At 28.3% G+C, this 20,138-nt stretch carries 15 protein-coding genes, 6 tRNA genes and 1 pseudogene; 3 read left to right on the top strand and 19 right to left on the bottom strand.

Features of this window, described 5'->3' with window-relative positions; genetic code table 11:
- Positions 1–171: 171 nt before the first annotated feature.
- On the bottom strand, positions 172–624 hold the full coding sequence (locus BGI41_RS00155) for an N-acetyltransferase (RefSeq protein WP_088538231.1): 453 nt from the start codon (positions 622–624) through the stop codon (positions 172–174).
- 285 nt (positions 625–909) lie between these two features.
- Here BGI41_RS00155 and BGI41_RS00150 point away from each other — a divergent pair, with 285 nt between their 5' ends.
- Positions 910–1,302: a UPF0146 family protein gene (locus BGI41_RS00150; RefSeq protein WP_088538230.1), complete on the top strand. Its 393-nt coding sequence runs from the start codon at positions 910–912 to the stop codon at positions 1,300–1,302.
- Between the two features lie 167 nt (positions 1,303–1,469).
- Complete coding sequence (gene cobK, locus BGI41_RS00145; RefSeq protein WP_088538229.1) at positions 1,470–2,291, top strand: precorrin-6A reductase; 822 nt, start codon at positions 1,470–1,472, stop codon at positions 2,289–2,291.
- Positions 2,292–2,502: 211 nt separating this feature from the next.
- On the opposite strand, the gene BGI41_RS00140 is transcribed toward cobK, so the two are convergent.
- From BGI41_RS00140 to BGI41_RS00055, 18 genes and pseudogenes are all read right to left on the bottom strand, one after another.
- A tRNA-Ser gene (locus BGI41_RS00140) sits at positions 2,503–2,586 on the bottom strand.
- A 174-nt stretch (positions 2,587–2,760) separates the two neighbouring features.
- Entirely contained in the window at positions 2,761–3,069 is a 309-nt protein-coding gene (rpsJ, locus tag BGI41_RS00135) for a 30S ribosomal protein S10 (RefSeq protein ID WP_088538228.1), read from the bottom strand.
- A gap of 161 nt (positions 3,070–3,230) precedes the next feature.
- A complete protein-coding gene (gene tuf / locus BGI41_RS00130; protein WP_088538227.1) occupies positions 3,231–4,472 on the bottom strand; it encodes a translation elongation factor EF-1 subunit alpha in 1,242 nt (413 codons plus the stop codon).
- 293 nt (positions 4,473–4,765) lie between these two features.
- Positions 4,766–6,958 carry an elongation factor EF-2 gene (locus BGI41_RS00125; protein ID WP_088538226.1) on the bottom strand — a complete coding sequence of 731 codons (2,193 nt, stop codon included), beginning with the start codon at positions 6,956–6,958 and terminating at the stop codon, positions 4,766–4,768.
- Between the two features lie 69 nt (positions 6,959–7,027).
- Positions 7,028–7,588, bottom strand: coding sequence for a 30S ribosomal protein S7 (locus BGI41_RS00120; RefSeq protein WP_088538225.1), 561 nt, complete (start codon positions 7,586–7,588; stop codon positions 7,028–7,030).
- Between the two features lie 5 nt (positions 7,589–7,593).
- A complete protein-coding gene (locus BGI41_RS00115; RefSeq protein ID WP_016357966.1) occupies positions 7,594–8,019 on the bottom strand; it encodes a 30S ribosomal protein S12 in 426 nt (141 codons plus the stop codon).
- 621 nt (positions 8,020–8,640) lie between these two features.
- Positions 8,641–9,072, bottom strand: a complete 432-nt coding sequence (locus BGI41_RS00110; RefSeq protein ID WP_088538224.1) for a NusA-like transcription termination signal-binding factor — start codon at positions 9,070–9,072, stop codon at positions 8,641–8,643.
- A 6-nt stretch (positions 9,073–9,078) separates the two neighbouring features.
- Complete coding sequence (locus tag BGI41_RS00105; RefSeq protein ID WP_198945402.1) at positions 9,079–9,378, bottom strand: 50S ribosomal protein L30e; 300 nt, start codon at positions 9,376–9,378, stop codon at positions 9,079–9,081.
- Positions 9,379–9,837: 459 nt separating this feature from the next.
- Positions 9,838–11,037: a DNA-directed RNA polymerase subunit A'' gene (gene rpoA2 / locus BGI41_RS00100; RefSeq protein ID WP_088538222.1), complete on the bottom strand. Its 1,200-nt coding sequence runs from the start codon at positions 11,035–11,037 to the stop codon at positions 9,838–9,840.
- 162 nt (positions 11,038–11,199) lie between these two features.
- Positions 11,200–13,791: pseudogene (locus BGI41_RS00095) on the bottom strand (DNA-directed RNA polymerase subunit A'); the annotation flags it as partial.
- Positions 13,792–13,896: 105 nt separating this feature from the next.
- Positions 13,897–15,729 carry a DNA-directed RNA polymerase subunit B gene (gene rpoB, locus BGI41_RS00090; protein ID WP_088538220.1) on the bottom strand — a complete coding sequence of 611 codons (1,833 nt, stop codon included), beginning with the start codon at positions 15,727–15,729 and terminating at the stop codon, positions 13,897–13,899.
- 21 nt (positions 15,730–15,750) lie between these two features.
- A complete protein-coding gene (locus BGI41_RS00085) occupies positions 15,751–17,307 on the bottom strand; it encodes a DNA-directed RNA polymerase subunit B'' (RefSeq protein ID WP_088538219.1) in 1,557 nt (518 codons plus the stop codon).
- A 342-nt stretch (positions 17,308–17,649) separates the two neighbouring features.
- Positions 17,650–17,895, bottom strand: a complete 246-nt coding sequence (locus BGI41_RS00080; protein WP_088538218.1) for a DNA-directed RNA polymerase subunit H — start codon at positions 17,893–17,895, stop codon at positions 17,650–17,652.
- Between the two features lie 79 nt (positions 17,896–17,974).
- A tRNA-Lys gene (locus tag BGI41_RS00075) sits at positions 17,975–18,048 on the bottom strand.
- A 106-nt stretch (positions 18,049–18,154) separates the two neighbouring features.
- Positions 18,155–18,226: transfer RNA gene (locus BGI41_RS00070), tRNA-Asp, on the bottom strand.
- 141 nt (positions 18,227–18,367) lie between these two features.
- A tRNA-Tyr gene (locus BGI41_RS00065) sits at positions 18,368–18,441 on the bottom strand.
- Between the two features lie 4 nt (positions 18,442–18,445).
- Positions 18,446–18,520 (bottom strand) — tRNA-Pro (locus BGI41_RS00060).
- A gap of 256 nt (positions 18,521–18,776) precedes the next feature.
- Positions 18,777–18,849, bottom strand: a tRNA-Thr gene (locus BGI41_RS00055).
- Positions 18,850–19,143: 294 nt separating this feature from the next.
- Between BGI41_RS00055 and thiM the strand changes: the two genes are divergently transcribed.
- Positions 19,144–20,013 carry a hydroxyethylthiazole kinase gene (gene thiM, locus BGI41_RS00050; RefSeq protein WP_088538217.1) on the top strand — a complete coding sequence of 290 codons (870 nt, stop codon included), beginning with the start codon at positions 19,144–19,146 and terminating at the stop codon, positions 20,011–20,013.
- Positions 20,014–20,138 lie beyond the last annotated feature (125 nt).

The raw sequence follows: 20,138 nt of genomic DNA, 5'->3' as shown, positions 1-20,138 counted from the left end.
AAACAAAAAAATACTTATTTTAAACAAAATTAACTAATATATTCAGCTAAAAAATAGTATAAATAAAAACTAATTCTTAATAATATACTAAAATACTTATTTAATAGTAATAGTTATTTTACTAAAATAAACCATTCAAATAAAATATATAAATTAAAAAATTAATTATTTTTAAGAATTTAAATTATCTTTAAATTTATAATACATTACAAAAGCAGGTTCATCATTTTCATAATAATGAGGAACTTTCCGATCAATTACAAAACCAATATTTTTATAAAATTCAACAACATTTATATGATTTGCATTAACTTCAAGATTAACTTGTTCAAGTCCACAACTACGTAAAATGAAAAGTGCCCTATAAAGTAATTGAGTACCTATACCAATATTTCTAAAATTTTTATCAACAGCAATTGATATTATATGTCCTTGATTTTCTTCTTTAATCCAAAATATAACATAACCTGTAACATAACCATTATTATCCTCTGAAACAAGAAATCCAGTACCTATTTTAAAGAGTTTTAAAATCATATCAACTCCATAAGAAGTTTCAAAAGACATCTCCTCAATTTCATGAACTCTTTTTAAATCTCTTTCTTGAAACTTTCGAATAATCATAATAAACACAATTAAATAAATATAGTAAAAACACTATTAAAAACTTTCGAATAAAATTTAAAAATTAATAAATTTATATTATATTTAAAATTTTAATAAATATATATTTTAATTAAAAAATAAAAATTAATTTAAATAGATTTTAATAATATAAAAAAATTATTTTAAATTTATAATTACTTTAAAATAAGCTAGAAAAAATAAAACTTAAAATATTAATTAAAAAAAGATTTAAATTAAAATTTTAAAATAATAACTTAAGATATATTAAAAGAGGAATAAAAAATGTGGGATGATTTTGGAGAATATATTTTAAATTATAGTCCTAATAAAATAAATATAGCAGAACTAGCAATAGGTCATTTCTATGAAGTAAGTTCATTTTTAGAAAAATTTGATAAAATAAATCTAATAAAAACAGATATAAATCCTTCAAGAGAGGACATTATAAAAGATGATTTAACACATCCAAATTATGAAATATATAAAAATATAGATTTATTATATTCTATTAGGCCACCAAATGAATTACAACCATATATTTTAGATTTAGCAAAAAAACTAAATTGTCCACTTCTTATTAAACCATTAACTGGTGAAAATTTAAATACAAAACTTAAAATAATGAGATTAAAAAATTATAAAAAAGCTAGTTTTTATATATACAATCCATTATAATAAAATAAGCAAAAATTTATTATATACATATACATTGTTAAGTATATTAATAATAATTTATTTAAATAAATCAAATAAAAAAGATATTAATAAATTTAAAATACAATATTAGAATAAACTATTAAAATAATCAAAGATATTAGTAAATAAATAAGGGGAAAAATAGAATGAATATTTTTATAATGGGTGGAACAGCAGAATCAATTGATATAATTAAATTTATTAAAAAAAATTATAAAGATTTAAAAATAGTTACAAGTACTACAACAAGTTATGGATCAAAAATTGCAAAAGAAGCTGGAAGTGATATAATAATTGCAAAACCACTTCCTAAAAATGATATTTTAAAAGTGCTAGATGATTATAATATAAGTATAGTTATTGATGCAACACACCCATTTGCAAAACATGTAAGTCAAACAATATCTGAAATAATTGATGAAGTAAAATTACCATTTATTAGATTTGAAAGGGAGTCTATAGATATTAGCACTATGAAAAACATTAACCAAAATAAAATCCATCATGTAAATTCATTTGAAGAAGGAGGATTATTAATAAAAAAAGAATTTAATGATTATAATATACTACATCTTGGAGGAATAAACACAGCAAGTGATGTACTAAAATATGTTTCTAATGAAAAATTTTACATAAGAGTTTTAACTGTTAAATCTTCACTTGATAAATGCAAAAATCTTGGAATATTAAAAAATCATATTTTCCCAATGACTGCAAGTAAAAACAAAGATAAAAAAATTCATATAAAAGAAAATGAAGAACTATTCAAAAAAGTAAATGCTAAAGTAATTACAACTAAAGAAAGTGGAGATACTGGAGGATTCAAAGAAAAAATATATGCTGCAAATAATTTAGGTATTGATGTTATTATTGTAGATAGACCTATAATTCAAGGTTTAAAAAATAAAACCAGTGTTAATTCTATTAAAGAATTTGAAAAAGAGTTAAATAAAATATTAAATAATTAATAACTCTATAAAACAATAATAAATAAATTTTATTAAAAACTATTTTTTTAAATAAAAATTAGTCTAATAAATAAAGAAATTAATTAAAAACTATTTTTTTAAATAAAAATTAGTCTAATAAATAAAGAAATTAATTAAAAAAAGATAATAAAAAAATTAAATAAAAAAACTAATTTTAAATATATAATAAAAAGATTTTAAAAAGATATTACGCCGAGACTGGGATTTGAACCCAGGCGGAGAAAGCTCCACAGGATTTCAAGTCCTGCGCCTTACCAGACTAGACTATCTCGGCATGAAAAAACAAGTAACAATATGTAATAAATAATTACAACATTAATTATTTTGTTAAATATAGTATAAAAATTTAACTAATTTTAATAAGATTAATAAAAAAATAGCTTAAGAAGAGTTAATTAATTTCCAATATTTTCATTATAAAAAATATTGAAAATAAAAATTAAATTAATTAGCTTTTAAGCTCAATTTCAATACTTACATTATCAGGTACATTGACTTTCATAACTTGTCTCATAGCCCTTTCATCAGCACCAATACTGACTAAACGTTTATGAATACGAAGTTCCCATCTTTCCCAAGAAGCTTTTCCTTCTCCATCTGGAGATTTTCTAGTAGGAACTACTAATTTTTTAGTTGGAAGTGGAATAGGACCAGATATGTCTACACCAGTTCTTTCAGCAATTTTTTTAATTTGATCACAAACATATGCAAGTTTTTCTGGATCAGTACCAGTAAGTTTAATTCTTGCTTGACTCATTAATTTTCCTCCAAAAAATAAAACGAAAAAATAAATTAATAGAAAACTTTTAAGAAAAAATAAATATTCAATTTAACAATTAAAATAGAAAAAATTTCAAAAAAAATAAATTAGGTTAAAAATAACCTAATTTAGAGACTTAAAAGTTGAAACTATTAAATCTATTTAGCTGGTTCAACACCAATACATAAACCAGCTGCAACAGTTTGACCCATATCACGAATAGCGAATCTTCCCATTTGTGGGATTTCTCTAGCGTTTTCAACTACCATAGGTTTAGTAGGTCTAACTTTTACAATAGCTGCATTACCGGTTTTTAAGAAGTCAGGGTTTTCTTCATCTACTTGACCAGTTGCAGGGTTTAATTTTTTAGAAAGTTCTACAAAAGTACATGCAATTTGTGCAGTGTGACAGTGGAATACAGGAGTGTATCCAACGGTGATTACACCAGGGTGTTGTAAAACAACAATTTGTGCATCGAATTGTTTAGCAACAGTAGGAGCATCTTCTGCATGACCTGCTACATCTCCTCTTCTTACATCGTTTTTACCTACACCTCTTACATTGAATCCAATGTTGTCTCCAGGTTCAGCGGAAGGCATGGTTTCGTGGTGTTCTTCGATAGATTTAACTTCTCCAGTAGCTCCTGCTGGTTCAAATACAACATTATCTCCTTGTTTCATTACACCAGTTTCAACTCTTCCTACAGGTACAGTACCTACACCAGTAATGGTATAAACATCTTGAATAGGAATTCTTAAAGGTTTGTCAATAGGTTTTTCAGGGACAGATAAATCATCTAATGAAGAGATTAAATCTTTACCTTTGTACCATGGGGTGTTAGGACTTTTATCACTGATGTTATCTCCTTCAAATGCAGAGAGAGGGATGAAAGGTACTTCATCAGATTTGTATCCAATAGATTTAATTAATTTAGAAACTGAATCTTTAATTTCGTTATATTTATCTTCAGAGTAATCTACAACATCCATTTTGTTAACAGCAACAATAAGTTGGTTAATACCTAAAGTTTTAGATAAGAAGATGTGTTCTTTAGTTTGTGGCATTACACCATCATCAGCAGCTACTACAAGTACAGCTGCATCTGCTTGGGAAGCACCAGTAATCATATTTTTAACGAAATCTCTGTGTCCTGGGCAGTCTACAACAGTATAATCATATTTATCAGTGGAGAATTTTTGGTGAGCTAAATCGATAGTTACTCCTCTTTCTCTTTCTTCTCCTAATTTATCCATAACAAATCTAAATTTGTTTTCTCCATCATCTAATTGTTGTTCTTGGATTGCTCCTGCTTTTAACAATAAGTGTCCTACTAAAGTTGATTTTCCGTGATCAACGTGTCCAATAAATGCTAAGTTTAAATGTTCTTTTTGTTTTGCCATTTTAATTGACCTCCAATATATATTCTATAATCATTATTTTTCGCATATTAATATAGCATACACAAATATAATTTTAAGATTCAGCTTATTAATATAGCATAATTAAAAATTATACTTTCAAATATAAAAATATAATGATTTTTAGATAAATTTTAAGTATTTTTTTAATATATTTAAAAAAATAAATTTATAATAATAGAAAATTTCTTTAATAATTATAATTTATTTTCAATTTAAGTTTATATAAAAAATTTAATTTTAAAAAATTAAATTAAAAGTTTAAATTTAATTACCTATTCTAAGTAATGATCAGGACCATATGGTTCTGGTGATAAACCTTTTCTTTCTCTGATTTCTCTTATGATTTTACCTTGTAATTCATGAGGTAATCTTTCGAAACCAGCGTTTTCAGTAGACCATAAACATCTACCTTCAGCAGCTGAACGGATATCTCCAGCAAATCCAAACATTTCAGCAACAGGTACTTTAGATTCAATAGTAACCATATCATTATGTTGGCCCATATTTACAATAGTACCTCTTCTGTTTTGTACTTCACGAGTACATGATCCCATATAATCTTGTGGAACATTAATGAATACTTTTTGCATAGGTTCAAGTAAAGCTGGTTTAGCTAACATAATAGCTCCATAGATAGCTTTTCTGATAGCTGGTAATACTTGTGCAGGTCCTCTGTGAACTGCATCTTCGTGAAGTTTTGCATCAACTAATTTGAATTTTAATCCCATACAAATTTCATTTGCAATAGGACCTTGATCCATAGCTGATTCGAATCCTTCAATTAATAATTCTTTAACTTCATCTAAGTATTGAATACCACGAGTCATGTTAATAAACATACTTTTACTGTATACATCCCATACTCTTCTAGCTTCTTCTTTATCTAAACCATATTCCATGAAATCGTTAGCAGCTTCTTTACCTTTAACTTTACCTTCTTTAAGTTCACCTTTTTGGTAAGCTGCGAATAATTCTGGTTCCATAGGTTCTACTTCAATGTAGAATCTATTATGTTTGTTAGGAGATTTACCTTCAACTGGTCCTGCAGTTCCACCAACAGTTTCTCTGTATACAACAATAGGTTCAGAAGTAGTAATTTCTACACCTTTTTCGTTAATTCTGTAAGAAATAACTTCTAAGTGAAGTTCTCCCATACCAGATACTAAGTGTTCTCCAGTTTCTTCATTAATTTCTACATGAATAGTTGGATCTTCTTTAGCTACTTGTCTTAATACTTCAATTAATTTTGGTAAATCTTTAGTATTTTTAGCTTCAACTGCAACAGTAACTACTGGTTCAGAAATATGATCTAATCCTTCGAATTCTTTAATATGATTATCAGGTGAACAAATAGTTTCCCCTGCAATAGCTCCACGAGCACCAGCAATATATACAATGTTACCTACAGGAACAGAATCTGTGTTAACTCTTTCAGGACCGAAGTAAACACCTACTTGTTGTACTCTACTTTTACTGTGAGAACCAACAAGATATACTTCAGTACCTTTTTGAATTTGACCACCATATACTCTTCCAGTAGCAATTTCTCCTGCATGTTTATCAACTGAAACATTAGTAACCATTACTGCAAGAGGTCCATCAGGGTCACAATTAATCATTGATTGACCTTCAGGACTTTCAATGTCACCATCCCAAATGTAAGGAACCCTATAAGCTTGAGATTCTTTAGGAGAAGGTAAGTGTTCTACTACCATACTTAATAATACTTCAGAAATAGGTACTTTCTGAGCTAATTCTTTTTGATTATCATTATCACAGTAATCAATAATATCTTTAAAAGTAATTCCAGTTTTTTGCATCATAGGAACATTAATAGCCCAATTATGATATGCTGAACCGAAAGCTACACTACCATCTGCTACATCAAATTTCCAATCATCTTTTTTATCTTCAGGAGCCATGTTTTTAACTAATTTATTAGCTTCCATGATGATTTTAATAAATCTATTTTGTAACTCTTGAGGAGTTAATTTTAATTCATTGATTAATCTATCAACTTTGTTAATAAATAAAACAGGTTTAACATGTTCTTTTAAAGATTGTCTAAGTACAGTTTCAGTTTGTGGCATAATACCTTCTACAGCACAAACTACTACAACAGAACCATCTACTGCTCTCATAGCACGAGTTACGTCTCCACCGAAATCAACGTGTCCTGGAGTATCAATTAAGTTGATTAAGTATTCTTCACCTTTGAATTTGTGAACCATAGATACGTTTGCTGCATCAATGGTAATACCACGAGCTTGTTCTTGTTCATCGAAATCTAAAAATCTTTGATCTCCAGCAAGATCTTCAGAAATCATTCCTGCACCTGCTAAAAGGTTATCAGATAAAGTTGTTTTACCGTGATCAATATGTGCAACAATACCAATGTTCCTAATTTGATCAGGTTTATACATTAACTCCTTAATTTTCTCAATCATTTTTGAACGTCTACTCAAAATAATCACCTATAAAACATAAAAATTAGTTTAAAAGTTAAATAACTTCAACTAAATTAGGCTATTAGCCTAGTGAGCTGCTTTAGCTACTCTTTCTTTTTCTTCTTTTTTCTGTAAAGCAAAGCTTCTTGAATCTTCATTAGATGCAAGGAGTAATTCATCTGCTAAACATTGACCTGCAGATTTTCTATTTTTAAATGCAGATTGGTAAGTTCCTCTTGTAATAAAACCTAAAGATAAATCTACTCTTCTTTGTGGAGAAATATCTACAGGAACTTGATATCCTACACCACCATATTTAATACGAGTAGTTTCTTCACGAGGTGCAGTATTTTCAACTGCAGTAACTAAAATTTGAACTGGATTTTTTTTAGTTTTATCATGAATAATATCTAAAGCTTCACTAACAATAGAATATGCTTTATTTTTTTTACCAGAGTTAATAGCAGTTTTCATGATTTTGTTCATTAATCTTTCAACAATAGAAACTTTTGATTTTGCAAATTGTCTTTTTACATGTCTACCTGAGGTGTGAGGAATAGTTTCATCTAAACAAATGTATCTTACTAAACCTAAATCATTAACTTCAACTTCAGATAAATCCCATTTATCAAATAATAAATTAGACACAATAATCACCTTACAGGTTTTTCAATTTTACCTGAAACCATTTCAGATAAAGCTACATTATTAACTTTTGATACTTTCCAACGGACTCCAGGAATATCACCCATAGATCTTCCTGATGGTCCTCCAATTCCTTCAATCATTACTTCATCGTGTTCATCAATAAATCCAATTGCTCCATCTCCTGGTGCAAAAGCGGTTAATTGTTTACCGTTTTTAATTAATTGAACACGTACACATTTACGAATAGCTGAGTTAGGCTGTTTTGCTTCAATACCTACTTTTTCAATAACAATTCCTCTAGCTTGAGGAGCTCCTTCGAGAGGATCAGCTTTAACATCTAAACGTAATGCTTTTCTTTTATAATCTACATCTTTCCACTTAAAATTTTGTCTATTTTTTTTAAGTTTACCTGCTGCGAAAAGTCCTGGCATTATATTTCCTCTTTTAAATTTTTTTGTAAATAATTAATAGAATAAACTATCAAAATTAAAAATCCACCGCTGCGATTTACACCATATAATACAATGCAATCAAAATTTCTAATCTAAATAGAGTCATCATAAAATACGACAAATAATCATTAAAATTTAATAATACATGATATTTATCTGTAGATAATGCTATCTAATAAAATAAATAATATATAGTAAAAAGGCACACGATAACTATATAATCTATGTTAAATTAAAATAAAATACTCCTTAAATTAAAAAATAAAAACTTTAAGGAAAAACAACATAGTGATATTTTTAGCAATATCTATTAGTGTAAATTATGTTAATAACCACATATAAATGTAATGTTTATAAGAAAAATAGTAATAAAAATATTTAATTTAAAGATTTTTTAAATATAATATAACTTATATTTATAATCAAATAAATTTACTGAAATAAATAGAATAAAAAATAATATTTCAATAATTTAAATAAAACTTTAAATAAAAATAAAAAATTAATAAAAATAATTTTAAAATAAAAAAAATAAAAAAAATATTTTTTTATAAAAAAAGATAACAAAATATAAAATATTATATTAACTTAATAATTTACTTATTTTAAAATAATATTACTAATATTATGTTGCCTATTTGCTAAAAGTTTAGCTCTTTCAATATTTACTCCACCTTTACCAATAGCAATACGTTTATTAGTATTGTCTGCAGTAACGGTAGCGAAAACTTCACCAGATTCTTTTCTAGTGATTTTAATAGATTGAATTTCTGCAGGTGAGAGAAGATTTTTAATAAATACAGTTGGATCATCAGAATATTCGACGATTTCAACACCTTTATCTACTGCTCTTTTAACTTTATTTACAGTACTTCCACCTTTACCAATTGCTAAACCCATATCTCCATTTTTAACAACAAAAGTAACTTTTGCATTATCTTCATCAATTATACAATCTTTTACCATTGCACCAGTCATGTTTTCAAATAATGCAATATATCTAATTTCATTAGAATTAAATTTAATAGACACTAAAATCTACCCCATTACTTCTAAAATAGTAGAATCTCCTGGATCGTTAATAACTAATGTTGCTACAGTAAATGGTTTACCACAAACAGAACCAAGAACTACACTGGTACCATCATAAACATAGTAAGGAATATTAGAAAGTTTAGAATAATATTCTACATCTTCAATAATTTCTTTAGGACTGTTTTTTGCAACAATAACAAGTTGTCCTTTACCTAATTTTAAAGATTGAATTGATTTTTCAGAGCCTAAGATTACATCACCTGTATCTACTGCTACTCTGATTGCTCTATCTACGTCCATCATCTGCCTCCTTTGAATATTTTTTATATTTAAAAAATGGATTTTAATCCATGTAACAGAGTCTAAATTTTAGAATCTGCAATAAGTATTAAAAACACTTAAAATTTCTAAAATCAATTAAATATTAATTTAGAAATATTATTACAGTTAAAAACTGTAAAAAATTTAAGTAAAACTATTAATTAAATAATAAGTTTCACATATGAAAAAAATAAATTCTAAATAAATAATAATTTTACATTCAAATAAAATTATCATTAAAAATCATAGTACTCTAAATAAATAATAATTTTACATTCAAATAAAATTATCATTAAAAATTATAGTATAATTTAAATTATATAAATATAGTTTATAAACTTAATGTAAATATACGAATAATATTTAATTATAAAAAAACTGGAATTTAATTTAATAAAAATAATATAATGGATATTTAATTAAAATATCCAAGAACTATTTTTAATCGTATTTTTCATCCATAACTACATTTACAGAACCAGTACCAAGTGGAATTGGTTGACCAATAATAATGTTTTCAATAACACCAGTAAGTTTATCAACTTCACCATGAATACTAGCTCTAAGTAAATGTTTACCAGTTTCTTCGAATGCTGCACGAGCAAGAACACTTGATTTTTCTCCACCAATACCATGACGACCAATAGATTTAACAACTCCTTCAGAAGTCATCATATCAGCAACTAACATAATATGTCTTATATCTACAGAAAGACCTTGGTTTTCAAGAGTACTTACTGCTTCGTTAATAATAGCATTACGTGCTGCTTCAATACCTAAAACAGTGAAAATTTCATAAATATTATTGGTTTTGGTTTTACTATTATCAACACCATCGATTTTAAGAATTTCTTTTAAGTTAGAACCTTCTGTGTGTAAAGTATATTCTTCTTCTTTTCTAATAATAACTTTACCGATTCCTTTTAAACCACTGATTTGAGTATCTCTTATTTTATCAGCTAAAAGACGTAATTCCCTAATGGAAGTTTTAGAAGGTTGTAATGTGAATTTAGAATCATCATCTTTATCAATTTCAACCTTTTTAGTGATTTTTTCCATTTTAGCAATTATGTCATTATAATCAAGTCTTTTTTCATCAACTATTTTAGATTTATTTAATCTAACTTCAATTTCCATTTCAGCATAGTTAATGTTGAAGTCTTCAAGTACATCATTAATTGTACTTTTACCAACATAGTTTGCAAGTTTTCTTACAAATTCTTCATCTTGATTAGGTGCTAATTCTTTACCTTCTGGAACTTCACTACTAAGATAAATATCCATAGTAGGAGTTGCAATTTTTTTCCTAGCATCTACAATCTCAATAAGCCTAGGTAAACCTAAAGTTACGTTTAATTCTGATACACCAGCAAAGTGAAAAGTACGCATGGTCATCTGAGTACCAGGTTCACCAACAGATTGTGCTGCAACAGTACCTACAGCTTCCCCAGCTTGAATAAAAGATCTTTCATAAGCCTCTTGTACTTTATCAACAACAGTACTTAATTCATCATCAGTTAAATCATGTTTAATACGAGCATTAGCAATGTCTTCTATATAAGATTTAGGAAATTTTAAACCTTTTTCATTTACAACACTTTTAACTAATGTTTTAGCCTCATCAAAAGTTTCTTCAGACATACTCTACTCCTCCACTTTCTCAGTTTTACCTTTATTTTGTTTATACATTTCACCATTTACCCATTTGAAAATTGGATTTTCTTTAGGGTTAGATTTACCATAATCATAAGTTAAATGATATGGTTCTTTTTTAGCTGATTTTTTAGAGTTAGAGTTAACTCTCATTTCACTAATAACTTTTTCAAGATCAACTACTTTACCATGATCACTTTTTGCAGGATCTACACCATCTTCACCAAAGATAGTTTGAATAACCATACCACAGTTATCAGTTACAAGACCTTTAGAATTAACTTTTAAATCTTCAAGTGCATTTACAAGTCTTCTTTGCATATAACCAGATTGAGCAGTACGAATAGCAGTATCTACAAGACCTTCTCTTCCTCCCATTGCGTGGAAATAGAATTCAATAGGATCAAGACCACTTTTATAACTAGAATAAACAAATCCTTTAGCTTTAGCACCTAATTCTTTTTTCCTGAAGTGAGGTAATACTCTATCTTTATAACCCCTATTAATACGTCCACCACGAATAGCTTGTTGTCCTACACAAGCAGCAATCTGAGTTAAGTTCAACATAGATGCCCTTGCACCAGTTTTTGCCATAACTACAGAATGGTTTGACATATCAAATTTGTTATGACATGAAACAAGTGATTCATCTTTAACATTACCAAAGTATTTTTCAGTAATTGCTCCAGCTTTATCCCTTGCTTCACCAAGAACTTGTACAATTCTCATCTCTAAAGTTTCTTCAAGACTTCTACCAGGTAAAGGTGCAAGATATCCTTCGTTATATGTATCAACAAGTTCATCTACATCTTTTTCTGCTTTTAATAAATGTTCACTAATCCTTTCTTGAGCTTCTTCTGGAATTTCTTCATCATTAAGACTTGTAGTAATACCAATTTTCATAATACCTGCAATAGCCATATCAGTAGATCTATCAAGGAATTCACGAGCAGCGGAAGGACCATACTCTTTAGCAATCCTATCTAAAATTTTACCTGAACCAGAACCATATGCATTTTCATCAATAATACCAGAAATAAGTTCTCCATTTTTGATAACAACATATGCTTCATTTTTACAATCTTGTTTAAGACAACCATCTTCACAATGTCTACAGATATTAGCCCTATAACTCATGTTTAAGTCATCAGGTAATAAAAGACTAAATAATTCTTTACCAGTCCAATCTTTATGTTTACGTTTAGGCATTTTAAGATGTGATTTCCTAATTAATTGGAAAGCATCTTCTTCAGAGTATACAGATTCTTTTCTAGTAAATAAGTATCCACCAGAAATGTGATCGTGAATAGCTCCGATAATTGGTCCACCATACCTTGGAGAAAGAATATGTTCTTGAACCCTCATAATAGATTTAGCTTCTGCTCTAGCTTCATCAGTTTGAATAATGTGCATGTTCATTTCGTCTCCATCGAAATCTGCGTTATATGGAGGACATACACATAAATTTAACCTAAATGTTTTATAAGGTAAAACTTTAACTTCATGAGCCATCATAGACATTCTGTGAAGTGAAGGTTGACGGTTAAATAAAACCATATCTCCATCATGAAGATGTCTTTCTACAATGAAACCTGGTTTTAATTGTTCTAAAATTTTCTCTTTAGTTTCATCATAAACCCTTATTTTTCTTCCATCTAAACGAATAACGTAATTAGCACCAGGATGTACATTAGGTCCATTATTAATATATTCTTTCATTTCATCAATGTTCCATTCATTTACATAAGTAGGTACAGTTACCTCTTTTGCAATCATTTCAGGTACACCGACTTCATTAATAGATATATTTGGATCAGGAGAAATTACAGTACGTGCAGAGAAATTAACCCTTTTACCAGATAAATTACTTCTGAACCTTCCTTCTTTACCTTTTAACCTTTGAGCTAAAGTTTTAAGAGGTCTTCCAGATCTATGTCTAGCAGGTGGAACACCACTTGCTTCATTATCAAAGTATGTTGTAACATGGTATTGTAAAAGTTCCCATAAATCTTCAACAATAAGTTGAGGAGCACCTGCTTCCATGTTTTCAATAAGTCTTTGATTAATCCTTAAGATATCTACAAGTTTGTGAGTTAAATCATCCTCTGATCTTTCACCAGTATCTAATGTAATAGAAGGTCTTACAGTTACTGGAGGAACAGGAAGAACAGTAAGAACCATCCATTCTGGACGTGCTACTTCTGGATTTACACCTAAAACATAAGCATCACTATCAGTAATTCTTTCTAATTTTTCCCTAACTTCACTAGCAGTTAATTTATAGTCCCCTTGAGTAATAGTAGTAGGTTTATCTATTTTAATATCTTCTTGTTCTGCACCACAATGAGGACATACATTTTTTTTAGCAGCATTATAAACCTCTTTAATTATATCATTAATGTTCTCATCATGTTCTTTACAGAAATCAATTTTTTGTTTAAATTCTTCAATTTCAACATCATCAAGAAGAATACGACCACAATCATTACAAGTAGAACGTAAGATTTTGTGTATTACATCACCAAAACCAACATGAATAACTGGTCTTGCTAAGTCAATACTACCAAAGTGTCCTTCACAGTCTCCTCCCCTGTAACCACAAGTACGGCATTTTAAACTAGGATCAATAACACCTAAATGAGGATCCATTAAACCATTTTCAATAGGATAACCATCTTCATCATAAGTATCTGGAGTTTGAATTTTAACTACAGATAATTTCCTAATTTGCTCAGGAGACATAAGTCCAAAATTAATCTGTTTAATTTTTTTAATAATTCCATCTTCTCTCAAATTATTGGCTCCTTAATAATAATATCAATAATTTAATTCAACAACACACTTCAACTAAACTTTGTCTCCTAAGACTAATTTAGGGAAGATACATAAACTTTTAAGTTCGTCAAGTAAAAGTTTGAATGCATAAGATATTTCAATTGGATAAGATTCAGTATCTCCACAGATAGGACAATAAGTTTTGTTTCTACCTTTATCATATACTGCAAGCATACCACAATTACCACAGACAATAGCTTCATATTTATCTGATTCATCAAGTAATCTTTCTTTAAGGGTAAGTGCTGCACCATGTGCAATAAGACAATCTCTTTCCATTTCTCCAAATCTTAAACCACCTTCACGTGCTCTACCTTCAGTAGGTTGACGTGTAAGTATTTGTACAGGACCTCTTGAACGAGCATAAACTTTATCAGAAGTCATATGGTGTAATTTCTGATAGAATGCTACTCCAACGAAAATTTCAGCTTCTATTCTTTCACCAGTAACACCACTGTATAAAGATTCACATCCTGCAGATTCAAATCCATAATCAAGTAAAGTTTGTTTAATTTCCCCTTCAATTTCTTTATTAAATGGAGTACCATCTATTCTTTTACCTGCAAGACATCCTGCTTTACCTGCAACCATTTCAAGTACCTGTCCAACAGACATCCTTGAAGGGATAGCGTGAGGATTTACAATTACATCAGGTACAATACCATCTTCTGTAAATGGAACATCATCTTGAGATAATATAAGACCAACTACACCTTTTTGACCGTGTCTTGATGCAAATTTATCACCAAATTCAGGTTGTCTTGTATCTCTTACACGTATTTTTGCAAGACGACTACCTTCAACTGTTTCAGTTAAGAGTACTGCATCAACAATACCTTTTTCACCATGACGGACAGTAACAGAAGTTTCTCTTCTTTTTTCTGAAACTGTACCAAATTCATCAATTTCTTCAAGGAATCTTGGTGGTGAAGTTTTTCCAATAAGAACATCTCCAGATTCTACATAACTTTCAGGATTTACAACACCATCTTCATCAAGATGTCTGTATGCATCTTCTGAACGATATCCTTTAATATTTTTATCAGGAACTTCAAATTTATCCTCTTGTCCACCAGGATAACGTTTTTCGGAAGTATCATATGATCTAAAGAAAGAACTTCTACCTAAACCTCTTTCAATAGAAGATTTATTTAAAATCATAGCATCTTCCATGTTATATCCTTCATAACTCATTAAAGCTACAACAAAGTTTTGACCTGAAGGTCTTTCATCATAATCTGTTGAATCAATGATACGTGTTTTAACAATAGGTTTTTGAGGGTGATGTAATAAATGTGCCCTAGTATCAGTACGTAAACCATAATTAGATACATATAAACCTAATGCTTGTTTTGTCATACCAGATTCCATGGTATTCCTTGGAGAAGAGTTATGATCTGAAAATGGAATAATACCTGCACAAATACCAAGCATAGTTGCAGGATCTATTTCTAAATGAGTATAGTTCATCCTATAAGGATTTGATTCATCATTTAAATCTTCAAGAGTCATTGCAATATATGCATTTTCTTCTTCTTCAGCATCAAGATATTCAATAAGACCCATATCAATAAGATCTTGCCATTTTAAATCTTTAGCAGAAACTTGATCTAAATGATCTTTAGTTAAAAGAGGTACACCATCTTTAACAATAATTAAAGGTCTTCTAGCTCTACCAGGATCATTGAATATATAAATTTCATTATTGTCCTCATAATAAGTGATGTTCATTTCATATGAAATTTCTCCAGCTCTCCTTTTTTCTCTCATTTCTTGAGTGAAAGTTTCTGGATCATCACAATAACCAAGGAGTTCACCGTTAATATAAATTTTAGCATCTTCCATAAATAATAATCCTCCAGAAATCTATTGAGATTCTTTCAATACTCCCATACTTTTAATAACATCAACAATTTCCTGAGTATCTGAACCTTCAGATATTTTACACATTAATGCTAAGTTTTTTACTAATCCACAGTTAGGACCCTCAGGAGTTTCATTTGGACATATTTTACCAAATTGTGTTGGGTGTAAATCTCTTGCTTCAAAGTGAGGTTGACTTCTTGTTAAAGGAGATACAACACGTCTTAAATGAGAAAGAGTTCCCATATAACTTGTCCTATCTAAAAGTTGGCTTACACCAGCTCTACCTCCAACCCAATTACCAGTTGCAATAGCATGTTTAATGTTTTCTGTTAAAACATCAGATCTTACAGCTTGTTTAATTGAGAGTTCTTTACCTCTTGAAATACTTCTTTCTAATTGGTAACTCATATCTCTTGTAAGTGAAGTGAAAGCTACTCTAAATAAATCTTCCATTAAGTCTCCAGATACTCTAAGTCTTTTATTTGTATAGTGATCTTTATCGTGTGGTTCACGTTGACCTTCAATAACTTGGAGTAACATTTCAGTCATTTCAGCTAAATAAATAGCTTTATCATGACGTTTTTCAGGTTCAGTTCCCATATGAGGTAATAAATACCTATCAATAACATCTTTTGCACGTTTAATACGATAATCTTCACTCATTCCTTTAGCTACACGATTACCAATAAATTTAAGAGCTTGTTGACTTAAATAATCCCTTCTTTCCTCTTTAGTTAAATCAGTCATTTCATTAGGATCAAGTTTTAATGAAGGTTCAGATACTTGAATATCATCTGCAATCATCATTTGGAAGTTAAAATCATCTTTAGATATAGCTCTAATAATTTCTTGATCAGTAGAAAGACCTAAAGCACGTAATAAAATAACAAGAGGAATTTCACCAGGAACATAAGGGAAAGATATTCTTAAGAAAACACCTTTTTTACGAGGTTTTTTATATTCTAAGTTAATTCTTGCTCTAAAACCACTTTTAATAGAAGTAACAACAGCTTTAGCACGTCTATCCTCAATATTTCCAATTCTTTCTAAGATTATTTTATTTGGTGCAATTTCTTCCATTGTAACTACTGCTCTTTCAGAACCATTTACAATGAAATATCCTCCAGGGTCTTGAGGATCTTCACCAATATCTTTTAATTCTTCATCACTTAAACCATTTAAATGGCAAATATTTGATTTAAGCATAACAGGTAATTCACCAATATAAACATCTTCAAATTCAGCTTCAGGTTCACCTTCAATATCTAATGCCATTTGTAAGTACATGTGAGCTGAATAATTTAAATTCCTAAGTCTAGCTTCAGTAGGATAAATTTCACTTTTAGAACCATCTGCTTCTTTAGTAAAAGGTGGTTCAATGTGTAATTTACCAGTACGTACAGTATATTTACCTTTTTCTAAACTAATAGGATCAGTAATATCTATAATTTTTTGAATACGGTTTTCTACAAAATCATTATATGATTTAATATGATGGTCTACTAAATTATATTCATCAAAAAATGAATCTACTAATGCCCATGTCTCTTTTGTCATGAACTTCCTCCAGTATCTTTTTAAAAAATTTACAATATAATAAAAAACAACGATACATAGTAAATATTTAATAAAAATAAGAATAATCAATAGTCTAATAAAATAGAAATCATATATTTTAATAATTATAATTAGTAAAAAATAAGATAGTACACTAGTTAATTTCTAGTACTACTATAAAAAAAGTAGTAAACATGCAGAATATACTAAAACTAAAATAAATTTAAGAAATACATAATAAGAAGTGCAGAAATTAAAAATTAAAAAAAAGCAATGATTAAAATACTTAAATTTTATTTACTAAAATATACTTTTTGATTAAACCATTAAATAATATAGTATCTAATCAGAATCTCTGTCTACAACTAACCTGTAAGTTACAAACATTCCGGCAGTTTTACTTTCACGAGTAATTCTAAGAATGTCTCCTTCTTTAGCACCTATTTCTTTAACAACAGGATCTCTTAATAAAATTTTTGGAAGGTTTTCTTCATCATATTCTAAATTTTCTATAAATTCTTCTTTTTCTTTTTCACTTAAAATCTCATGTACAGGAACTAAATCATGTTTTTGGATATCCAATTTCAAATTAATTTCCTCCAATATGAAAAATCGATAAAAAATTATTGAAAAACTCATAAAATAAAAATATAAAAAAACTAGAAAACGGGCCCGACGGGAATTGAACCCGCGGCCGCTTGGTTAAAAGCCAAGCGCTCTGCCAGACTGAGCTACGAGCCCTCACAAATACATTTAAATTTTGGATAGTTTCCAATATTTATTTATGTTAGCATACTATATAAAGCTTTTGTAAAATTAAGAATTAATTAATTTACTTTTAGAAAAGCGCCTTGGCCGGGATTTGAACCCGAGTCGCGGGCTCGACAGGCCCACATGATAGCCCCTACACCACCAAGGCACACTCACTAAATATAAATTAACATATTAAACTCTATAATATGCAACTATTAATACTTTAGTTATCATAGTATATAAAGGTTTGTATATTTCATAATAAAAAAAATAAAATACACGCCTATGATAAATTTAAAATATTAAATCCCGCCTGCCGGACTTGAACCAGCAACATTTGGATCTACAGTCCAACGCTCTGCCAAATTGAGCTAAGGCGGGACAGTGGGACCGCCCGGATTTGAACCGGAGTCTCAGGCTCCCAAAGCCCAAAGGATCGACCAAGCTACCCTACGGTCCCATACAAATATTATATAAAACAATATAACTATCTAATATATTAGATAAAAGATATATATAAATGTTTCGTTTTTTACTATGAAATTTATTAAAAATAATGAAGTTAAATAAAATCATACTAAAAAAATTCTTTCTAAAAATAAATAGAAAAAATATAGAATAAATTTTATCTTAAACTATAAAATAAAGTTTTTAATAAAGTAAAAAACTAAATTAAATAAAATAATAATATTTAAAAAAATTTAAATACTATTATAAGCCCCGAGGGGGAATTGAACCCCCGACCACCAGATTACAAGTCTGGCGCTCTACCGACTGAGCCACCGAGGCATAATTAGTATAATAACATAATTACTTTTATTCAATTTAACATATAAATGTTACTATTATTTTTATATAAAATTTCTAAGAGATTATAGAATAAAATAAATATAAAAATTAACATATGTTATATTGTATGTAAAAATCTAATTCAAACATACAATTCAATATTAAAAACTTTAATGAAATTTTAATAGATAATAAAAATTTAATTATACTTTATTAATTATTAAAAACTTTAATTAGATTTTAAGTTATTTAATAACTATTTTTAAATATTAAAAATTATTAAGAGATAAAAATATGATTAACAGTAAAGAATTATTAAAAGAAACAGAAAACGGATTAACAAATATTAAAAAAATAAAACCATTAACCCAATGTATAACGAACATAGTTACATCTAATGATTGTGCAAATGCAGTTCTTACAGTAGGTGGTTCACCTATGATGGCAGACGATGCTGAAGAAGAGGAAGAAGTTGTAGGAATTAATAATGCACTTGAAATAAATATTGGTAAACTAAGTAAAGACCAAAGAGAAGCAATGTTTGTAGCTTGTAAAAAAGCAAATGAAGAAAATATCCCAATAACTTTAGATCCAGTAGGAGTAGGAATAAGTACTCTTAGAAACGAAGTTGTACTAAAAATAATCAATAATTATGAACTTGCTTCAATTAGAGGAAATATGTCTGAAATAAAAACAATAGCAAGATTAATTGGAATTATCAATGAAGAAACTATTGCAAAAGGAGTAGATGTAGCAGATGATGATATTATTTCAAAAGATAATCTTAAAAGAAATGGTAAAATTGTAAAAGATTTAGCAAACCAACTTAATACAATTGTATTTGCAAGTGGACCAATTGATATTATATCAGATGGAGAAAACACATACACCATAGAAAATGGTAGTGACATGATGCCACGTATAACTGGATCAGGATGTATGCTTTCTGCAGTAGTAGCTGCATTTATTGGTTCAAATAAACCATTAATTGGAGTAATTACTGCAGGTTTAACTACCGCAATTGCAGGAGAAATAGCTGGAGAATACTGTAAAGAAAACAATTTAGGAACAGGTAATTTCAGAGCATACTTCATTGATGAATTATATAAAATGAATTATGAAACTATTAAAAAAATGGCTAAATTCAATTCATTAGAAATATAATTAAAATATAAAAAACTTTAAAATAGGATTATGATAGAAATTAAAATAATTAAATCTTAAATAAAGTTTAAAATAGAAAATAATTAGCAAATAGCTAATTTTAATAAATTAAATTTGAATTTTAT

Origin of the sequence: Methanobrevibacter sp. 87.7, assembly GCF_002208625.1 — an archaeon.
GTDB lineage: Archaea > Methanobacteriota > Methanobacteria > Methanobacteriales > Methanobacteriaceae > Methanarmilla.
The sequence above is the reverse complement of the archived record's forward strand: the minus strand, read 5'-3'. Positions and strand labels throughout refer to the sequence as shown.

Excerpts from the sequence above, each read along its gene's own strand:
- BGI41_RS00155 (WP_088538231.1), bottom strand. The coding sequence starts at position 624 with ATGATTATTCGAAAGTTTCAAGAAAGAGATTTAAAAAGAGTTCATGAA.
- BGI41_RS00150 (WP_088538230.1), top strand. The coding sequence starts at position 910 with ATGTGGGATGATTTTGGAGAATATATTTTAAATTATAGTCCTAATAAA.
- cobK (WP_088538229.1), top strand. The coding sequence starts at position 1,470 with ATGAATATTTTTATAATGGGTGGAACAGCAGAATCAATTGATATAATT.
- rpsJ (WP_088538228.1), bottom strand. The coding sequence starts at position 3,069 with ATGAGTCAAGCAAGAATTAAACTTACTGGTACTGATCCAGAAAAACTT.
- tuf (WP_088538227.1), bottom strand. The coding sequence starts at position 4,472 with ATGGCAAAACAAAAAGAACATTTAAACTTAGCATTTATTGGACACGTT.
- BGI41_RS00115 (WP_016357966.1), bottom strand. The coding sequence starts at position 8,019 with ATGCCAGGACTTTTCGCAGCAGGTAAACTTAAAAAAAATAGACAAAAT.
- BGI41_RS00105 (WP_198945402.1), bottom strand. The coding sequence starts at position 9,378 with ATGATGGACGTAGATAGAGCAATCAGAGTAGCAGTAGATACAGGTGAT.
- rpoA2 (WP_088538222.1), bottom strand. The coding sequence starts at position 11,037 with ATGTCTGAAGAAACTTTTGATGAGGCTAAAACATTAGTTAAAAGTGTT.
- rpoB (WP_088538220.1), bottom strand. The coding sequence starts at position 15,729 with ATGGAAGATGCTAAAATTTATATTAACGGTGAACTCCTTGGTTATTGT.
- BGI41_RS00085 (WP_088538219.1), bottom strand. The coding sequence starts at position 17,307 with ATGACAAAAGAGACATGGGCATTAGTAGATTCATTTTTTGATGAATAT.
- thiM (WP_088538217.1), top strand. The coding sequence starts at position 19,144 with ATGATTAACAGTAAAGAATTATTAAAAGAAACAGAAAACGGATTAACA.